18 protein-coding genes are annotated in these 15,761 nt (G+C 70.4%); 9 read left to right on the forward strand and 9 right to left on the reverse strand.

The genetic code is table 11. The annotated features are described in order from the left end of the window. Nucleotides 1–21 precede the first annotated feature (21 nt). The 4 genes from ACRAWB_RS09125 to ACRAWB_RS09140 form a co-directional block, all read right to left on the reverse strand. Entirely contained in the window at nt 22–924 is a 903-nt protein-coding gene (locus ACRAWB_RS09125; protein ID WP_431353045.1) for a carbohydrate ABC transporter permease, read from the reverse strand. After that, nucleotides 921–1,772: a carbohydrate ABC transporter permease gene (locus ACRAWB_RS09130; protein ID WP_431353046.1), complete on the reverse strand. Its 852-nt coding sequence runs from the start codon at nt 1,770–1,772 to the stop codon at nt 921–923. The genes ACRAWB_RS09125 and ACRAWB_RS09130 overlap by 4 nt, the downstream gene beginning before the upstream one ends. Nucleotides 1,773–1,897: 125 nt before the next feature. Next, the gene (locus tag ACRAWB_RS09135; protein WP_431353047.1) at nt 1,898–2,566 is read right to left on the reverse strand and encodes an extracellular solute-binding protein; all 669 of its coding nucleotides are present in this window, start codon (nt 2,564–2,566) and stop codon (nt 1,898–1,900) included. Continuing rightward, on the reverse strand, nt 2,479–3,138 hold the full coding sequence (locus tag ACRAWB_RS09140) for an extracellular solute-binding protein (RefSeq protein ID WP_431353048.1): 660 nt from the start codon (nt 3,136–3,138) through the stop codon (nt 2,479–2,481). The genes ACRAWB_RS09135 and ACRAWB_RS09140 overlap by 88 nt, the downstream gene beginning before the upstream one ends. Nucleotides 3,139–3,474: 336 nt before the next feature. Here ACRAWB_RS09140 and ACRAWB_RS09145 point away from each other — a divergent pair, with 336 nt between their 5' ends. From ACRAWB_RS09145 to nagA (ACRAWB_RS09170), 6 genes are read left to right on the forward strand one after another with little or no spacing between them, the layout of a single operon-like run. Next, on the forward strand, nt 3,475–4,356 hold the full coding sequence (locus tag ACRAWB_RS09145; RefSeq protein ID WP_431353049.1) for an SIS domain-containing protein: 882 nt from the start codon (nt 3,475–3,477) through the stop codon (nt 4,354–4,356). Further along, on the forward strand, nt 4,353–5,342 hold the full coding sequence (locus ACRAWB_RS09150) for an ROK family protein (protein ID WP_431353050.1): 990 nt from the start codon (nt 4,353–4,355) through the stop codon (nt 5,340–5,342). Before ACRAWB_RS09145 ends, ACRAWB_RS09150 begins: the two co-directional genes overlap by 4 nt. Then, nucleotides 5,305–6,249 (forward strand): 1-phosphofructokinase family hexose kinase, encoded by a 945-nt coding sequence (locus tag ACRAWB_RS09155; protein ID WP_431353171.1) that lies wholly within the window; start codon nt 5,305–5,307, stop codon nt 6,247–6,249. Before ACRAWB_RS09150 ends, ACRAWB_RS09155 begins: the two co-directional genes overlap by 38 nt. A 35-nt stretch (nt 6,250–6,284) precedes the next feature. Continuing rightward, on the forward strand, nt 6,285–7,160 hold the full coding sequence (locus ACRAWB_RS09160; protein ID WP_431353051.1) for a class II fructose-bisphosphate aldolase: 876 nt from the start codon (nt 6,285–6,287) through the stop codon (nt 7,158–7,160). Continuing rightward, nucleotides 7,157–7,942 carry a DeoR/GlpR family DNA-binding transcription regulator gene (locus ACRAWB_RS09165; RefSeq protein ID WP_431353052.1) on the forward strand — a complete coding sequence of 262 codons (786 nt, stop codon included), beginning with the start codon at nt 7,157–7,159 and terminating at the stop codon, nt 7,940–7,942. Before ACRAWB_RS09160 ends, ACRAWB_RS09165 begins: the two co-directional genes overlap by 4 nt. Continuing rightward, a complete protein-coding gene (gene nagA, locus ACRAWB_RS09170; RefSeq protein ID WP_431353053.1) occupies nt 7,939–9,087 on the forward strand; it encodes an N-acetylglucosamine-6-phosphate deacetylase in 1,149 nt (382 codons plus the stop codon). Before ACRAWB_RS09165 ends, nagA (ACRAWB_RS09170) begins: the two co-directional genes overlap by 4 nt. Nucleotides 9,088–9,411: 324 nt before the next feature. On the opposite strand, the gene ACRAWB_RS09175 is transcribed toward nagA (ACRAWB_RS09170), so the two are convergent. The 5 genes from ACRAWB_RS09175 to ACRAWB_RS09195 all read right to left on the reverse strand — a co-directional run bounded on the left by ACRAWB_RS09175 (nt 9,412) and on the right by ACRAWB_RS09195 (nt 13,288). Further along, on the reverse strand, nt 9,412–10,638 hold the full coding sequence (locus tag ACRAWB_RS09175; RefSeq protein ID WP_431353054.1) for an MFS transporter: 1,227 nt from the start codon (nt 10,636–10,638) through the stop codon (nt 9,412–9,414). A gap of 124 nt (nt 10,639–10,762) precedes the next feature. Continuing rightward, nucleotides 10,763–11,311 carry a cysteine hydrolase family protein gene (locus ACRAWB_RS09180; RefSeq protein WP_431353055.1) on the reverse strand — a complete coding sequence of 183 codons (549 nt, stop codon included), beginning with the start codon at nt 11,309–11,311 and terminating at the stop codon, nt 10,763–10,765. Next, nucleotides 11,308–12,774, reverse strand: a complete 1,467-nt coding sequence (locus tag ACRAWB_RS09185) for a purine-cytosine permease family protein (RefSeq protein ID WP_431353056.1) — start codon at nt 12,772–12,774, stop codon at nt 11,308–11,310. Before ACRAWB_RS09185 ends, ACRAWB_RS09180 begins: the two co-directional genes overlap by 4 nt. A 65-nt stretch (nt 12,775–12,839) precedes the next feature. After that, complete coding sequence (locus ACRAWB_RS09190; protein WP_431353057.1) at nt 12,840–13,079, reverse strand: PIN domain-containing protein; 240 nt, start codon at nt 13,077–13,079, stop codon at nt 12,840–12,842. After that, nucleotides 13,076–13,288, reverse strand: coding sequence for a hypothetical protein (locus ACRAWB_RS09195; RefSeq protein WP_431353058.1), 213 nt, complete (start codon nt 13,286–13,288; stop codon nt 13,076–13,078). Before ACRAWB_RS09195 ends, ACRAWB_RS09190 begins: the two co-directional genes overlap by 4 nt. A 104-nt stretch (nt 13,289–13,392) precedes the next feature. Between ACRAWB_RS09195 and purU the strand changes: the two genes are divergently transcribed. Genes purU through nagA (ACRAWB_RS09210) form a run of 3 tightly spaced genes read left to right on the forward strand, consistent with a single transcriptional unit; the run spans nt 13,393 to nt 15,757 of the window. Continuing rightward, the gene (purU, locus tag ACRAWB_RS09200; protein WP_431353059.1) at nt 13,393–14,226 is read left to right on the forward strand and encodes a formyltetrahydrofolate deformylase; all 834 of its coding nucleotides are present in this window, start codon (nt 13,393–13,395) and stop codon (nt 14,224–14,226) included. A gap of 23 nt (nt 14,227–14,249) precedes the next feature. Further along, nucleotides 14,250–14,612, forward strand: a complete 363-nt coding sequence (locus ACRAWB_RS09205; RefSeq protein ID WP_431353060.1) for a YrdB family protein — start codon at nt 14,250–14,252, stop codon at nt 14,610–14,612. Beyond that, on the forward strand, nt 14,609–15,757 hold the full coding sequence (gene nagA, locus ACRAWB_RS09210; protein WP_431353061.1) for an N-acetylglucosamine-6-phosphate deacetylase: 1,149 nt from the start codon (nt 14,609–14,611) through the stop codon (nt 15,755–15,757). The genes ACRAWB_RS09205 and nagA (ACRAWB_RS09210) overlap by 4 nt, the downstream gene beginning before the upstream one ends. Nucleotides 15,758–15,761 lie beyond the last annotated feature (4 nt).

Raw genomic sequence — 15,761 nt, forward strand, 5'->3', positions numbered from 1 at the left:
GGGACCGGTTGACTTGGGGCCCTACTTCACGCTGCCCGCCGTCAACCCGCCCACGAGCCGCTTCTCGATCAGCATGAACAGGATCACCACGGGGATGACCGCCACGACCGACACCGCGAACACGTACTGCCAGGCCGCGTCGTACTGCCCGACGAACTTGGTGAGCGCCACGGACAGCGGCTGGTTCGCGTCCGTCGACAGGATCACCAGGCTCGCCGCGAACTCGTTCCAGGACGCCACGAACGTGTAGATGATCGCCGTCACGATCCCGGGCCAGACCAGGGGCAGCTGCACCCGGAAGAGCACCGTCCACTTGCCGGCGCCGTCGAGCTGGGCGGCCTCGTCGACCTCCTTCGGGACGCCGGAGAAGAAGCTGTGCATGATCCAGATGGCGAACGCCAGGTTGAACGCGGCGTTCACCAGGATCATCGCGAGCCAGGTGTCGTTGATCCCGAGCGCCACCATCTCCTTGAAGAGGCCCGTGGCGAGCACCGTCGGCTGCAGCATCTGGGTCACGATCACGAGAAACAGGAAGATCCCTCGCCCCGGGAACCGGAACCGCGCCGTGTAGTACGCCGCCGGGACGCAGACGAGCAGCACGAGCGCCGTCGCGAACACGGCGATCACGATGGTCGAGATCAGGTTGTACGGCAGCGGCGTCTCGGGCGTCGACCACATCGTGATGTAGTTCTCGGGATGCCATTGCTCGGGCAGGTAGGTCGGCGGGACGGCGAGGATGTTGTTCCTGCTCTTGAACGAGCCGACCAGCATGATCAGGTACGGCGCGATGAAGACCAGGGCGATGACGATGCCGGCGATCACCTTGACGACGGTGCGCCACGGCGAGCTCGCGCCGCGCGGACGGCGCCGGCGAGCGGCCGGGGCTCCGGCTCCGGCGAGCGCGACGGGTGCGGGGGCGGTCACGAGACCTCCTTCATCGGCTTCACGATCCACAGGTACAGGCCGACGACGACGAGCACGATCAGGAAGTTGATCACGCTGAGCGCGCTCGACAGGTCGATCCGCTGCTCGTTCTGCAGCAGCTTGAACACGTAGGTGGTGGTCGTGTCCGCCTTGTAGCCGGGGATGGACCCGGTCATCAGCTTCAGGATGGGCAGCGAGTTGAACACGTTGATGATGTTGATCAGCGTGGCCAGGGCGATCGCGTTGCGCAGGTTCGGCAGGGTGACGCTGAAGTAGGAGCGGAACGCGCTGGCGCCGTCCACTTTCGCCGCCTCGAGCATGTCGCCGGGGATGCCGGCCAGCCCGGCCAGGATCGTGTACGTCGTGAACGGCAGCGAGACGAACACCGCGATGCCGATCGACGAGATGAACGCGGGCACCGGCTCCTTCGTGAAGCCGAACGGCTCCGCGAGCAGGTGGATGTCGACCAGGAACTTGTTGATGATCCCGTAGAAGGGGTCGAGGCCGTAGACGAACACGGTCGTGGTCATCACCACGCTCGCCGCCCACGGGACGATGATCGCCATCCGCACCCAGCGCCGGCCGGGGAAGTTCTTGTCGAGGAACTGGGCGAGGGCGAGCGAGATCACGACGGTGATCACGACGACCGAGACGACCCAGACCAGGGTGTTGAGCAGGATGCCCGGGAGCTCCGGGCGGGAGAGCACGGTCGCGTAGTTCTGGAAGCCGACCGATCCGTGGTCCACGCCGGCGAGCGAGATCTTCCGGGTGGAGTTGTAGATCATGTAGCCGGCGGGGAACAGGACCACGCCGAAGATCAGGATGAGGGCGGGCAGCGTCCACGGCACGGCGTGCCACAGGTCGGACGCGCCGGTCCGGGGCTTGGGGACGCCCCGCGGCGGGGACGGCCGGTGGCCGCCCCCGCGCGGGTTGCTTCAGCAGTGCTGGTCATACCTGGATGCCGGTCTCCGGCTTACTGGCCGTCGGCCTTCGCCTGGATCGACTTCAGCAGGTCCTCGGGCTTGGCGCCCTGACCGAGCTGGCCGATCTGGGCCTGGATCGCGCCCTGCGCGGCCGACCAGTTCGGGTTGGTGGACGGGTAGAACTTGGCGTTCGGCAGCAGGTCGAGGAACGGCTTGATGGTCTCGTCCGAGCCCATCACGTCCGCGCCGGACTTGGTGGTGGGCAGGAAGCCCTCCGCCTTGACCCAGGTCGAGTAGACGTCCTTCGAGTAGAAGTAGTCGAGGAACTTCTTGATCGACGCGGTCTTGTCGGTCTTGTTCTTGAACGCCATCAGGTGGTCCGCGACGCCGAGCGTGAACGGCGAGCCGTCCTTGGTCGGGATCGGCGCGATGCCGTACTGCAGCGACGGGTTCTTGTCCTTGATCTGGCCGACTGTCGGCGGGAGGCCGACCTGCATGCCGAGCTGACCCTGGATGAAGACGTTCAGCAGCGGCGTGCGGTTGGTCGAACCGGGGTTCGGCTCCGTGTAGCCCTGGTTGATGATCTTCTGCATCTCGGTGGCGCCCTCGACGTTCTCGGGGCTGTCGATGGTCAGCTTCTTGGCGTCGCCGTAGCCGCCGCCGGCTCCGTAGAACCAGAGCGCGGTCTCGGCCTGCGCCTCCTCGCTGCCGAGCGGCATGCCGTAGGGGTGACGCCGGCGGCCTTGAGCTTGCCCGCGTCCTCCTCGAACTCGGCCCAGGTCTTCGGCGGGGCCGAGATGCCGGCCTTGGAGAAGTCGTCCTTGTTGTAGAAGAGGGCACGGGCGGAGGCGATGAACGGCAGGCCGTACTGGGTGCCGTCGATGCTCGCGTTCTTCTTGAAGGCGTCCTGGAAGTCGTTCAGCGTGGACGACGAGACGATGTCCTTGGCCGGGTAGAGCAGGTCGTCGGCCGCGAAGCCCGCGAACGCGTCGATGTTCAGGATGTCGGGCTGCTTCTGGGCCTGGATGCGCGTCTTGATGACGTTGTTGATGTCGGTCCAGGACTCGACGTCGAGGTTGACCTTGATGTCGGAGTTCTTGGCCTCGAAGTCCTTGATGATCTGCTGCCATTCGGCCTTGGTGTTGTCCGAATAGCTCGCCACCATCAGGTCGAGCGTCTGCGCGCCGCCGGACGAGCCTCCGGACCCGCCGCTGAAGCCGCAGGAGGCGAGCGTCATGGTGGCGACCGCCGCTGTCGCGACCGCCGCTCCCCACCGCAGTGACTTCTTCATTGCTTCCTCACTTCTCGAAGGGAATTACACGAACCGTCACTGCGATGGTGCCTGCGCGACGATGCGTAGCTGGTGATGCATAGTGATTTGTTTTTGCTTGAAACAAGCACTTGCACTCAATGGATGCTCGAAAGCATGGCGCGTACGGACGCTCGCGTCAAGAACCAAGCGGGAGATCGTTACATGGCGTTTACACCGACCCGCGGAATCCCCGCATTCGATCCGAGAAACGATTGAACATGATTACTAGACAGAGCGATCGATCATCAGCGATCATTAGTCCCAATCGACAGAACAGGAGCGATCAGTGACGCACGCATCCCCGGAGGGGCCCACATGGAGGCCGAGCTGCGCTCGCAGCCCGAGACCTGGGCGACCGCCGCCGGGCTCCGCGAGGAGCAGGCGCTGCTGCCGGCGGCCGGCGAGCGCATCGCCGTGGTCGGCTGCGGGACGTCGTGGTTCATGGCGCAGGCGTACGCCTCCCTCCGCGAGGCCGCGGGTCACGGAGTGACCGACGCGTTCGCGGCGTCCGAGGCGCCGGTGCTCACGCGGGACTACGACGCGATCGTCGCGATCACCCGCTCCGGGACGACGACCGAGGTCCTGGAGCTGCTGGACGCCGTGCGCGCCGCCGGCGTCCGCGCCCGCACGGTCGGCATCGTCGGCGACCCCGAGACGCCCCTGGTCGACCTGGTCGACACGGCCATCCGCCTCCCCTTCGCCGATGAGCAGTCCGTCGTGCAGACCCGCTTCGCGACGACCGCGCTCGCGCTGGTCCGCGCCTCCCTCGGCCACGACCTCGCGCCCGCGATCGACCAGGCCGCGGCTGCGATCGACGAGGAGTTGGACGACGAGCTGGTCGACGCCGAGCAGTACGCGTTCCTTGGCGCCGGATGGACGGTCGGGCTTGCGCACGAGGCGGCGCTCAAGATGCGCGAGGCCTCCCAGTCGTGGACCGAGTCGTACCCGGCGAAGGAGTACCGCCACGGCCCGATCTCGATCGCGGCTCCCGGCCGCGTGACGTGGATGCTGGGTGAGGCCCCGGTCGGACTCTCCGGCGACCTCGCCGTCACCGGCGCCCGCTTCGAAGACCAGCCGATCGACGGCATGGCCGACCTCGTCCGTGCGCAGCGCGTCGCCCTGGCCCGCGCCCGCCGCTTCGACCTCGACCCCGACAGCCCGCGCAACCTCACCCGATCGGTCATCCTCCCCTCGTGACTACCGCTCTCGACCCGCAGGCACCGGCCGCCGCCCCGCTCGGGAGCGGCGCGCCGGTGCTGGCGTTCGACGTCGGCGGGACCGACATGAAGGCCGCGCTCGTCGACGGCGACGGCAGGCTGCTGTCGGTCGTCCGCATCCCGACACCGCACGCCGGGACCGCGACCGGCGAGGCCGTCGTCGCGGCTGCCGCAGAGCTCGCCGCCCGGTTCGCGGCCGAGCATCCCTCCGTCGTCCCCCAGGCCGCCGGCCTGCTCGTGCCGGGTCATGTGGACGACGACGCCGGGGTGGGCGTGTTCGCCGAGAACCTGGGCTGGCGGGACTTCCCCTTCCGTGCGCGGGCCGGGGAGGCGCTGGGCCTGCCGGTCTCGTTCAGCCACGACGTGCGCGGCGCGGGCGAGGCGGAGCATCGACTCGGAGCGGCGGCCCCCTACCGGGACGTCGTCGTGATGGCGATCGGGACCGGCATCGCCGGCGCGATCTTCCTCGATGGGCGCCTCCACACCGGCGGCGGCATGGCGGGCGAGATGGGCCACTCCCGGGTCGCCGACGGGCCGCTGTGCGCGTGCGGCGGGACGGGCTGCCTGGAGGCCGTGGCCTCCGCAGCTGCGATCGCGCGGCGGTACAACGCCCTCACCGGCGCAGCGGTGCCGGGCGCCCGCGAGGTACTGGAGCGCGCGGAGGCCGGCGACGCCGTCGCGCGCCAGGTGTGGGACTCGGCGCTGGATGCGCTCGCGCTCGACCTGTCGCACACGGTCGCGCTGCTCGCGCCGGAGGCGATCGTCATCGGGGGCGGGCTGGCGCAGGCCGGTGACGCGCTGTTCGTGCCGCTCACGGAGAAGCTGGACGCGATCCTCACCTTCCACCGCCGCCCGGTGCTGCTGCCCGCGAGTATCGGCGAGAACGCCGGACTCATCGGCGCGGCCCTGCGGGCGCGCGACCTGCTCGCTGTCGGGGCGCGGCCCGTCGCGGAGCCCGCGCCGTGATCCTCACCGTCACGCCGAACCCGGCCCTCGACCTCACCTACCGCGTCTCCGCACTGGACCCGGGCGAGACGCACCGCGCCGCTCCCCGGCCGTCCGCGCGGGAGGCAAAGGGCTCAACGTCGCCCGGGTCGTCGCCCAGACCGGCGGCGCGGCCGTCGTGCTGACCACCGCCGGCGGGCCGTCGGGCCTCCGGCTGGCGGACGACCTGGAGGCGTCGCGGCTCCCGAACGAGCTGGTCGCGGTGGCGTCCCCGACGCGCAGCAGCATCGCGATCGTCGACGAGTCGGCGGGCGAGACCACCGTGATCAACGAGACGGGTGGGTCGCTGACGGAGGCCGAGTGGACGGCACTGCGGGATGCGGCCGCACGGCTGGCGGTCCCGGCCACCTGCGTCGTCGGCTCGGGCAGCCTCCCTCCGGACGCGCCGGACGACCTCTACGCCGGCCTGGTCGCCATCGCGGCGGAGCGCGGCATCCCGAGCGTGATCGACGCCGTCGGGACCGCGCTCGTGCTGGCGGCCGAAGCCGGCGCGAGCGTCGTGAAGCCCAATCGGCGCGAGCTCGCGGAGACGACCGGCAACGACGATCCCGTCGCCGGCGCCCGCGCCCTGATCGACGCCGGGGCCGGGCTCGTGCTGGTCTCGCTGGGGGCCGAGGGGATGCTCGCCGTCACCGACTCGGCCGAACCGCTGCACCTGCGAACGGCCCAGCCGCTGGTGGGCAACCCGACCGGGGCTGGGGACGCCGCCGTCGCAGCAGTCGCCAGCCTGCTCGCGGCGGGCGTCTCCGACCCCGCCCTCCTGCTCCGCCGCGCCGTCGCGTGGTCGGCCGCCGCCGTCCTCGCGCCGCTCGCCGGCGAGCTCCACCCGTCCTATCCGGAGCTCGAGGCGCGCCTCGTGACCGGCTGACTCCATCCACCGACCGCCCCACCGCCGGAGCCGCCATGCCCCTCGTCCCCACCGCCGACCTGCTGCACGCCGCCGTCGGCCGCCGCACCGGCCTCGCCGCCTTCAACGTCATCCAGCTGGAGACGGCCGAAGCGCTGGTGGACGCCGCCGAGCAGACCGGCCTGCCCGTCATCCTGCAGCTCTCGCAGAACGCCGTCGCGTACCACGGGGCGCTGGAGCCGATCGCTGCGGCCACCCTCGCACTCGCCGCCGAGTCGACCGCGCACGTCGCCGTCCACCTCGACCATGCCGAGGACGAGGAGCTGGCCCGGCGCGCGGTGGAGGCCGGGTTCGGCTCGGTCATGTTCGACGGATCCACCCTCGACTACGACCGCAATGTGGCCGCGACCATCCGAGTGGTCGAGCACGCCCACGCCAACGACGTGCTCGTGGAGGCGGAGCTCGGCGAGATCGGCGGCAAGGATGGCGCACACGCCCCCGGGGTCCGCACCGACCCCGACGAGGCACGCCGCTTCGTGGCGGAGACGGGCGTCGACGCCCTCGCCGTGGCCGTCGGCAGCTCGCACGCCATGACCGAGCGCACCGCCGCGCTCGACCTGGACCTGATCGCACGCTTGCGACACGCCGTGCCCGTTCCGCTGGTCCTGCACGGGTCCAGCGGGGTCGCGGATGAGACCATCGAGCAGGCGATCCGCGCCGGGATCACCAAGGTCAACGTCTCCACCCACCTGAACCGGTTCTACACGGACGCCATCCGCGGCTACCTGGATGCGCATCCGGAGGCCGTGGATCCGCGGAAGTACATCCGGGAGGGACGCACCGCGGTGACGGCGGAGGCGGCGCGCCTGATGACCGTGTTCGACGTCGCGAGCCGCGACGCCGCGGGCCGAGTGGAGACGGGACACCGATGAACAGAGCGGAACGGCTCAACGCCGTGCTCGACCTGCTGGCCGAGGCCGGTCAGGTCGAGGTCGACGACATCGTCGCGAAGCTGGACGTCTCGGCCGCCACCGCGCGCCGCGACCTGGACGCGCTCGCCTCGCAGCAGCTGCTGACCCGCACCCGCGGCGGCGCGATCGGGCAGTCCGTCGCGTACGACCTGCCGATCCGCTACAAGCGGGAGCAGCACGCTCCCGAGAAGCTGCGGATCGCGCAGGCAGCCAGCGCGCTCGTGCCGCGCGGGGCCGTCGTGGGGCTGTGCGGCGGGACGACGAGCACCGCCGTCGCGACCGTGCTCGGCTCGCGGCCCGACCTCATGGAGCCGTCGCCGCATCCCAGCCTCACCGTGGTGACGAACGCCATCAACATCGCCGCGCAGCTCGTCATGCGCCCGCAGATCAAGACCGTCGTGACCGGCGGCGTCGTGCACGCACGGTCGTACGAGCTCGTCGGCCCGTACAGCGACGTGGTGCTCGAGAAGATCACGATGGACATCGCGTTCATCGGCGTGAACGGCATCGACCCGGTGGTCGGCGCGACCGTCCACGACGAGGGCGAGGCGAGCGTCAACTCCCTGATGGCGCGGCGGGCCACCCGCGCCGTGGTGGTGGCGGACTCGTCCAAGATCGGCCGGAAGGCGTTCGCCACGCTCGGCGGACCGAAGGTGCTGACGACGCTCATCACGGACGACGGGATCACCGCCGAGCAGCGGACCGCGTTCGTGGAGGCGGGCTTCGAGGTGATCGTCGCGTGAGCGGCGACCACCTCATCCACTCGGCGCGGCTGGTCGACGGCGGGACGGTCGTCGAGGACGCCTGGGTGCGGTTCGCGGGCGGAGTCGTCGCGGAGGTGGGGAGCAGCACGTCGTGGCGGTCGACGGCGGATGTCGAGACGACGGATGCGCGGGGCGGGTGGCTGACGCCCGGGTTCGTGGACATCCATGTGCACGGCGGCGGGGGTGGGAGCTTCGACGACGGCGCCGAAGGGATCGCGCGCGGCCTCGACCTGCACCAGCAGCACGGGACGACGCGGGCGGTGATCTCGCTGGTCACGGCGCCGGTGGAGGCGTTGGCGTCCCGCGTGCGGGTCGTGGCCTCGCTGATGGCGTCGGACTCGCGCGTCCTCGGCTCTCACCTGGAGGGGCCGTTCCTCGACGTCGGGCACAAGGGAGCGCACGAGCCGTCGCTGCTGCGGGCCTCCGCACCGGCCGATGCGGAGACGCTGCTCGCGGCGGCCGACGGGACCCTCCGACAGATCACGATCGCGCCCGAGCTGCCGGGCGGCATGGATGCGGTTCGCGCCTTCTCGTCCGCCGGCGTCGCGGTCGCGGTCGGGCACACGGGTGCCACCTACGAGCAGGCGCTGGCGGCCTTCGACGCCGGGGCGAGCATCCTGACGCACGCCTTCAACGCGATGCCCGGCGTGCACCACCGGGCGCCCGGGCCGGTCGCGGCGGCCGCGCGCACGCCGGGCGTGACGCTCGAGATCGTCAACGACGGCGTCCACGTGCACCCGGAGGTGGTGCGGATGGCGTTCGCGTCCGCTCCCGGACGGCTGGCGCTCGTGACGGACGCCATGGCCGCCGCCGGGTCGGCCGACGGCGACTACCTGCTCGGCTCGCTCGAGGTGGAGGTCCGCGACGGCGTCGCGCGACTCGCGGGCGGCGGGTCGATCGCGGGGTCGACGCTGACGCTGGACGACGCCCTCCGGCGCGCGGTGCAGGAGGTGGGGCTGCCGGTGACCGACGCCGTGCGTGCGGTCACTGAGACGCCGGCCGCCGCCGTCGGGCGCGGACACGACCTCGGGAGGCTGCAGCCCCGCTACCTCGGCGACGCGGTGCTGCTCGACGACCGCTTCGCGGTCCAGCGCGTCTTCCGCGACGGCTCCCCCGTCGCCTGACCGCGACGCCCTCACCTACTGGTCCCAACACGCCGTTACGGCCCGCACCATAACGGCGTGTTGGGACGAGTAGATCGCGCGAGACGCGCTGCCCTGCCTTTCCGCATCCGCCCCGCATCCACGGGACGCAACACGCCGTTACGCGCCGGCCATAACGGCGTGTTGCGTCCCCTGGATGGCCGAGCCGTCGGGCGGCGGCCTCGGGCTGCTGCGTCATGCCGAACCGTCGGCATCCATGGGTCGCAACACGCCGTTACGTGCGCGTCATGACGGCGCGTTGCGACCCATGGATGCCGCGGGCGGCTCGTGTCGGCGCGGGAGGCGTCAGGCGGGGACCGCGTCGCGGTCGCGGGTCATGCGGCCGACGATGCCGACCAGCACGACCGACACGGCGAGCAGCGCGACGTAGCACCACGGCAGCAGCATGAGGCCGCCGGCGTCGAAGATCAGCGAACCGAGCAGGGCCCCACCGCCGATGCCGATGTTGAACGACGTCGTGTAGAGCGCGCTTGCCGTGTCGCGGAAGGCGGCGGACGACGTGTGCAGCAGCCGCGTCTGAAGCAGCGGCGGCAGGGCGCCGAACGCGAGGCCCCAGAGCAAGAAGGCGATGAGCGCGGCGACCGGCTGCGCGTAGACCAGCGCCAGCGCCGCGACGGAGACTCCCGTCACGCCGAGCGCGAGCAGCAGGCCGAGCTGTGGTCGCGGGCCGAGCACCGATCCAGCGAGCAGCAGACCGCCGGCCCCGGCGATCCCGTACACGAACAGCAGCGCGCCGACGTTGCCGGCGGGGACGCCCATCGGGCCCGTCAGGAACGGCACGACGAACGTGTAGAAGGCGTAGTGCCCGACCATCGTCACGGCGGCGATGAGGCAGACCATGATGACGGCGGGGATGGTGCGGTCACGCCGCTTCGGCGTGGTGCGGTCGCGACGGCGGACCCCCACAGCATCCTCATCCCGCTCGACCGCGGGCAGGAACCTCCACACGACCACCGCACCGACGAACATCAGCGCCGCGATGGTCCCGAACGACAGCCGCCAGCCGAACACGTGCCCGGCGAAGGTGCCCAGCGGCACGCCGAGGACGAAGGCGAGCGTCCCGCCCGCCAGGGTGATCGAGACGGCGCGGCCGATCTGCTCCTTCGGGACGAGGTGCCCGGCGTAGGCGCCGACGATCGACCAGAACATGCCGTGCGCGATCCCGCCCAGGATGCGCGAGCCGACGACGAACTCGTAGCTCGGTGCGATCGCGGTGAGGGCGTTCGAGAGGCCGAGCACGACCAGGATGCCGATCAGCAGACCGTGCCGTGACCAGCGCTTGGTCAACGCGGTCAGCGGCGCACTGGTCAGGACCACGGTGAACGCGAACACGGTGACCAGGAGGCCGATCTGCGCCTCGCTCACGCCGAGAGACGCGCTCATGTCCGGCAGCAGGCCGGTGGGGATCATCTCGCTCGTGACCGAGAGGAAGGTGGCCGTGGCGAGTGCGATGAGCCCGGTCCACGGGAACTTGGGTGCGACAGGCACCGGAGTCGTCGAGGTGGCAGTCATGAAGAGTCTGTCCAACGGACGGCGTTCCCCGGCCACTCCGCATCGGGAGGAATTCAGTGCCGGGTCGACTACGCGCCCATGTGCGCGCCCAGGGCCGTGCGGGAACCGCCGACCACCGTCGATTCTACCGGAGACCGTCCAGCACGCCAGCGCTGTCCGTGATCTCGATGAGCGGGGCGTAGAGGGCCATGGCGTCGAGGGCACGCTGGTGGTCCGCGTCCGAGAGGCCCGCGCAGGCGTCGGCGGCCACCCGGATGCGGATCCCGGCATCCGCCGCGGGGAGCGCCGTGGAGAGCACGCAGCAGTCGGTCGAGACGCCGGCGAGCACCACATCCTGCGACCCGGCGAGCGCGTCTCGGAGGTCGGCGCCCCACTTGCCGAACGTCGGCTCGGTCACCACGGGATGCCCGGTGTCACGGAACGCCAGCACCAGGTCGTAGATCGGATCGTCCTCGGGGACCAGCGCGAACGGCCACTGCTCGTAGTACGGCACCCAGGCGCCCTCAGGCTTCTCGGGGGCGATGAAGCGCGTGAAGATCACGTTGTCGCCGAACGCGGGCACCATCCCCGCGATCACCGCCTCCGCCTCCGCGAACTTCGGCGTGAACCAGGGGCTGGCCGGATCGCCGAACACCTGCTGCATGTCGATGACGACGAGCGTCGGTCCGGTCACCGCTCCTCCTGGCGGCGCACCGCGTTCCGCGAGAACAGGATGGTGCCCAGGTAGCCGATCAGCAGCGCGACCAGCACGCCCAGGTTGGCGAAGGCCCAGTCGCCCTCCTTGCCGCCGATCGGGCCCAGCAGGTAGCCCTGCCAGCTCAGCCAGTCGGCGTAGGTGTTGGTGACGAGTCCCCAGCCGATGACCGTGCCGATGACGATGAGGGCGATCGGCAGCCAGTTGATCGCGCCGTAGCGTCCGCGCCGGTCGTACAGCTCCGCCTCCGCATAGTCGCGGCGCCGGAGTTGGATGTCGCCGATGAAGATGCCGCACCACGCGGCGATCGGGACGCCGAGAGTGATGAGGAAGCCCTGGAACGGCCCGATGAAGTCGGTCGCGACGAAGACGACGTAGACCGCGCCGGCGGTCATGATCACGCCGTCGATCCCCGCCGCGACGTAGCGCGGGACGCGGACGCCGACGCTCAGCAGCGCGAGCCCGGATGAGTAGATATCGAGCACAGCGCCGCCGACGAGGCCCAGCACGGCGACGATCACGAACGGCACGAGGAACCACGTCGGCAGGATGGACGCGAGCGCCCCGATCGGGTCGGCGCCGATCGCCTGGCTCAGCTTCGGCGACGAGCCGGCGAGCAGGATGCCGAAGATGAGGAGGATGACCGGCGCGAGCGATGAGCCGAAGGTCGTCCATCCCACCACCGACCCGCTCCGCGCGGACCGCGGCAGGTAGCGCGAGTAGTCGGCGGCCGCATTCACCCAGCCCAGCCCGAACCCGGTGAGCATGAACACGAACCCGCCGATCACGTGCGGCGCGTCGCCCGCGGGGAGCGCCGCCACGGCACCGAGGTCGATGTGGTTCAGCACCAGCAGGATGTAGACCAGGGTCAGCACGCCGGTCACGATCGTGATCACCATCTGCATGCGCATGATCAGGTTGAAACCGATCACGCCGCCGATGATGACCAGCGCGACGACGACGATGAGCGCGACGAGCTTGGTGACCCAGCCGCCCTCCCAGCCGAGCTGTTCGAACACGGTCGCGGTCGCGAGGGCGGCGAGCGAGACGAGCACCGTCTCCCACCCGACGGTGAGCAGCCAGGACAGGAACGAGGGGACCCGGTTGCCCTCGACCCCGAAGACCGCGCGGCTGAGCACCATGGTCGGCGCGGATCCGCGCTTGCCCGCGAGCGAGATGATCCCGCAGAGCAGGAACGACGCCACGATGCCGACGACACCCACGATGGTCGCCTGCCAGAACGAGATGCCGAACCCCAGCAGGAACGACCCGTAGCTCAGCCCGAACACGGACACGTTGGCGCCGAACCACGGCCAGAACAGGTCGCGCGGGCGCCCCTTGCGCTCGTGCTCCTGGATGGTGTTGAGCCCGTTCAGCTCGACGTTGAAGGCGGATGCCGCTCCCGTACGGGTGTCGGGCGCATCCTCACCGGTGCTGGTCATGCACCGATCGTGGTGCACCCGCGGGCGCGCGTCAACACGCCGCGCGCGCTACCCGTCCCAGGGATTCAGCACCGGCATGCCGACGTCGGTGAAGTCCTTGTCGCGCGTCGCGATCGCATCGGCTCCGCCTTCTCGTCCGCGTATCGACCATCGCTCATCCGGTTCGCTCCGGCGAGCATCTCCGTGATGGTCACCGAGGAGATGTACAGTTCCGTCCGCTCCCACGACTCGAGCCAGGCGACAACTCGAGGCTCAGGCCGTGGTTTGGTCAGCTCGGAGACGACATTGGTGTCGAGCAGGATCATTCTTCCAGCGCTCCGAAGCGGTGGCGCATGTAGGCGACCATGCCGAGCTTCTGAATCGAAGGCCGAGGATCGACGGGTTGCCCCACCGCCGCTTGGCCGACGATGTAGTGAAGCTCCTCGTCCACTGTCCTGAGCGAACCTTTCGCCAACCGCTCGATCGCCTCGTAGATGTCCCAATCGACGTCAAACGTGACCGTAACTTGTTTCATAATAGCTGGCTCCAATATGCATATAAATCTCACATACGATCCAGCATAGCATCCACCGCCCGCTACCCTGTTCTGGTGACCGACTCCTCCCCTCCAACCACTGGGTGCTCACGTTCAGCTGCGCCGACCGCCCAGGGATCGTGCACGCGGTCAGCGGCGCGATCGTCGCCGCCCGCGGCAACATCACCGAGAGCCAGCAGTTCGCCAGCACAGACACCGGCCGCTTCTTCATGCGCCTCCAGGTGGAGTCGGAGGCCGGGCGCGAGGAGTTCGAGCAGGCGCTCGCGCCGGTGGTCGAGCGGTTCGGGATGACACATCGCGTCGACAACGTCGGCCGCCCGCTGCGGACGCTCGTGCTCGTCTCGAAGGCCGCCCACTGCCTCAACGACCTGCTGTTCCGGCAGCGCGCCGGGCAGCTGCCGGTCGAGATCCCGCTGGTGCTGTCGAACCACGAGACGCTGAGCGACCTCGCCGGCTTCTACGGCGTCCCGTTCGAGGCGCGGCCGGTCGTCGGAGCGGAGGACAAGGCGGCGTTCGAGGCGCGCATCCGGGAGGCGGTGGAGGAGCACGACATCGAGCTGGTCGTCCTCGCCCGGTACATGCAGATCCTCTCCCCCGAGCTGTGCGAGCGGCTTGCCGGGCGCGCGATCAACATCCACCACTCCTTCCTCCCCGGGTTCAAGGGCGCCAATCCCTACCGGCAGGCGCACGCGCGTGGCGTGAAGCTGATCGGTGCGACGGCCCACTTCGTCACCAGCGACCTCGACGAGGGTCCGATCATCGAGCAGAACGTGGTGCGCGTCGACCACACGCAGACCGTCCAGGAGCTGGTGGCGATCGGTCAGGATGAGGAGAGCCGCACGCTGACCCAGGCGGTGAAGTGGTTCGCCGAGGACCGCGTCCTCCTCGACGGCGCACGGACGATCATTTTCCGCTGACACACGACGGATAAACTGACCTGGTGACTTCCGCGCCCGACCAGCACGCCCCCATCAAGGTGGGCGCCAACGACGTGCTCCGGTTCGTCCTCGAACTGTTCGCCATCGTCTCCCTCGGCATCTGGGGTTTCCTCGCCTGGCCGCTGCCGTGGAACATCGTGGTCGGGATCGGCGCGCCGGTCATCGCAATCCTGCTGTGGGCGCTGTTCCGCTCGCCCCGCGCCGTGCTCCGCACCGACCCGTTCGTGAAGGCGATCGTGGAGGTCGTGGTCATGGGGTCCGCCGCCTTCGCCTGGTGGGACCTCGGCCAGCCGATCGTCGCCATCGTGTTCGCGGTGATCGCCACGATCAGCGGGGTCATCAACGGCCGACGCGAGTTCGCATGAGCCGCCTCGTCGTCCACAGCGCCCGCAAGGTGGACGCCGACGGGCAGGTGGACGACTTCTGGCTCGTCGTCGACGGCGCGCACATCTCCGCGACCGGCAGCGGGGCGGGATGGGGCGCGAGCGCGGCCGAGGCCGAGACGGTCATCGACGCGCAGGGCCACTGGCTCACGCCCGGCTTCATCGATCTGCACTGCCACGGCGGCGGCGGGCATCCGTACGACGACGGTGTCGACGAGATGCGCGCTGCCCTCCTCACCCACCGTGCGCACGGGACGACGCGCGCCCTGATCTCGCACGTCGCCAATCCTCTCGCCTCCCTGCGCGAGAGTCTGGCGATCGTCGCCGAACTGACCGCCACCGACCCGCTCGTGCTGGGCTCGCACCTCGAGGGCCCATTCCTCGCACCGGAGCGTCGCGGAGCGCACGACGCGCGCTTCCTCCGCGACCCGGAGCCCGAGGCGGTCGAGCAGCTGATCGCGGCCGCGCGCGGCACCCTCCGCACGGCGACCGTCGCCCCTGAGCTGCCCAACGCGCTCGAGGCGATCGGCGTGCTGACCGAGGCGGGCGTCGTGGTCGGCGTCGGCCACACCGCCGCCGACTACGCGCAGGCCGCGCGCGCCTTCGAGGTGGGCGCGCGGCTGCTGACCCATGCGTTCAACGCGATGCCGGGCATCCACCACCGCGCTCCGGGGCCGGTCATGGCCGCGATCGACAACCCCGAGGTGACGCTGGAGCTCATCCTCGACGGGCTGCACGTGCATCCCACGGTCGCCGCCCTGCTGTTCCGCGAGGCGCCAGGACGCGTGGCACTGGTGACCGACGCGATGGCCGCCGCGGGCGCCTCAGACGGGAACTACCGCCTCGGCGAGCTCAACGTGACGGTCCACGACGGGCTCGCGGTGCTGTCCGGCACCGACACGATCGCTGGCTCCACGCTGACGCAGGATGCGGCGCTGCGGATCGCCGTGACGCGCGCGGGCGTCGACCCGGTGGACGCCGTGACCGCCCTCACCCGAACCCCCGCGCACGTGCTCGGCGAGGGCCACCGGCTGGGCCGCCTGCACACCGGCTACGTGGCCGACGCGGTCCTGCTCGACCACGACTGGCGCGTGCAGACCGTGGTGGCCGACGGCTCCGTCCTCTAGCGAC

Source organism: Leifsonia poae (assembly GCF_050632865.1).
In the GTDB taxonomy this organism is placed as follows: Bacteria; Actinomycetota; Actinomycetes; order Actinomycetales; family Microbacteriaceae; genus Leifsonia; species Leifsonia poae_B.

Bases quoted from the DNA above. Each gene is read 5' to 3' on its own strand.
- ACRAWB_RS09135 (WP_431353047.1), bottom strand. From the start codon at position 2,566: ATGCCGCTCGGCAGCGAGGAGGCGCAGGCCGAGACCGCGCTCTGGTTC.
- ACRAWB_RS09140 (WP_431353048.1), bottom strand. From the start codon at position 3,138: ATGAAGAAGTCACTGCGGTGGGGAGCGGCGGTCGCGACAGCGGCGGTC.
- ACRAWB_RS09145 (WP_431353049.1), top strand. From the start codon at position 3,475: ATGGAGGCCGAGCTGCGCTCGCAGCCCGAGACCTGGGCGACCGCCGCC.
- ACRAWB_RS09160 (WP_431353051.1), top strand. From the start codon at position 6,285: ATGCCCCTCGTCCCCACCGCCGACCTGCTGCACGCCGCCGTCGGCCGC.
- ACRAWB_RS09165 (WP_431353052.1), top strand. From the start codon at position 7,157: ATGAACAGAGCGGAACGGCTCAACGCCGTGCTCGACCTGCTGGCCGAG.
- ACRAWB_RS09175 (WP_431353054.1), bottom strand. From the start codon at position 10,638: ATGACTGCCACCTCGACGACTCCGGTGCCTGTCGCACCCAAGTTCCCG.
- ACRAWB_RS09185 (WP_431353056.1), bottom strand. From the start codon at position 12,774: ATGACCAGCACCGGTGAGGATGCGCCCGACACCCGTACGGGAGCGGCA.
- ACRAWB_RS09190 (WP_431353057.1), bottom strand. From the start codon at position 13,079: ATGATCCTGCTCGACACCAATGTCGTCTCCGAGCTGACCAAACCACGG.
- ACRAWB_RS09195 (WP_431353058.1), bottom strand. From the start codon at position 13,288: ATGAAACAAGTTACGGTCACGTTTGACGTCGATTGGGACATCTACGAG.
- nagA (WP_431353061.1), top strand. From the start codon at position 14,609: ATGAGCCGCCTCGTCGTCCACAGCGCCCGCAAGGTGGACGCCGACGGG.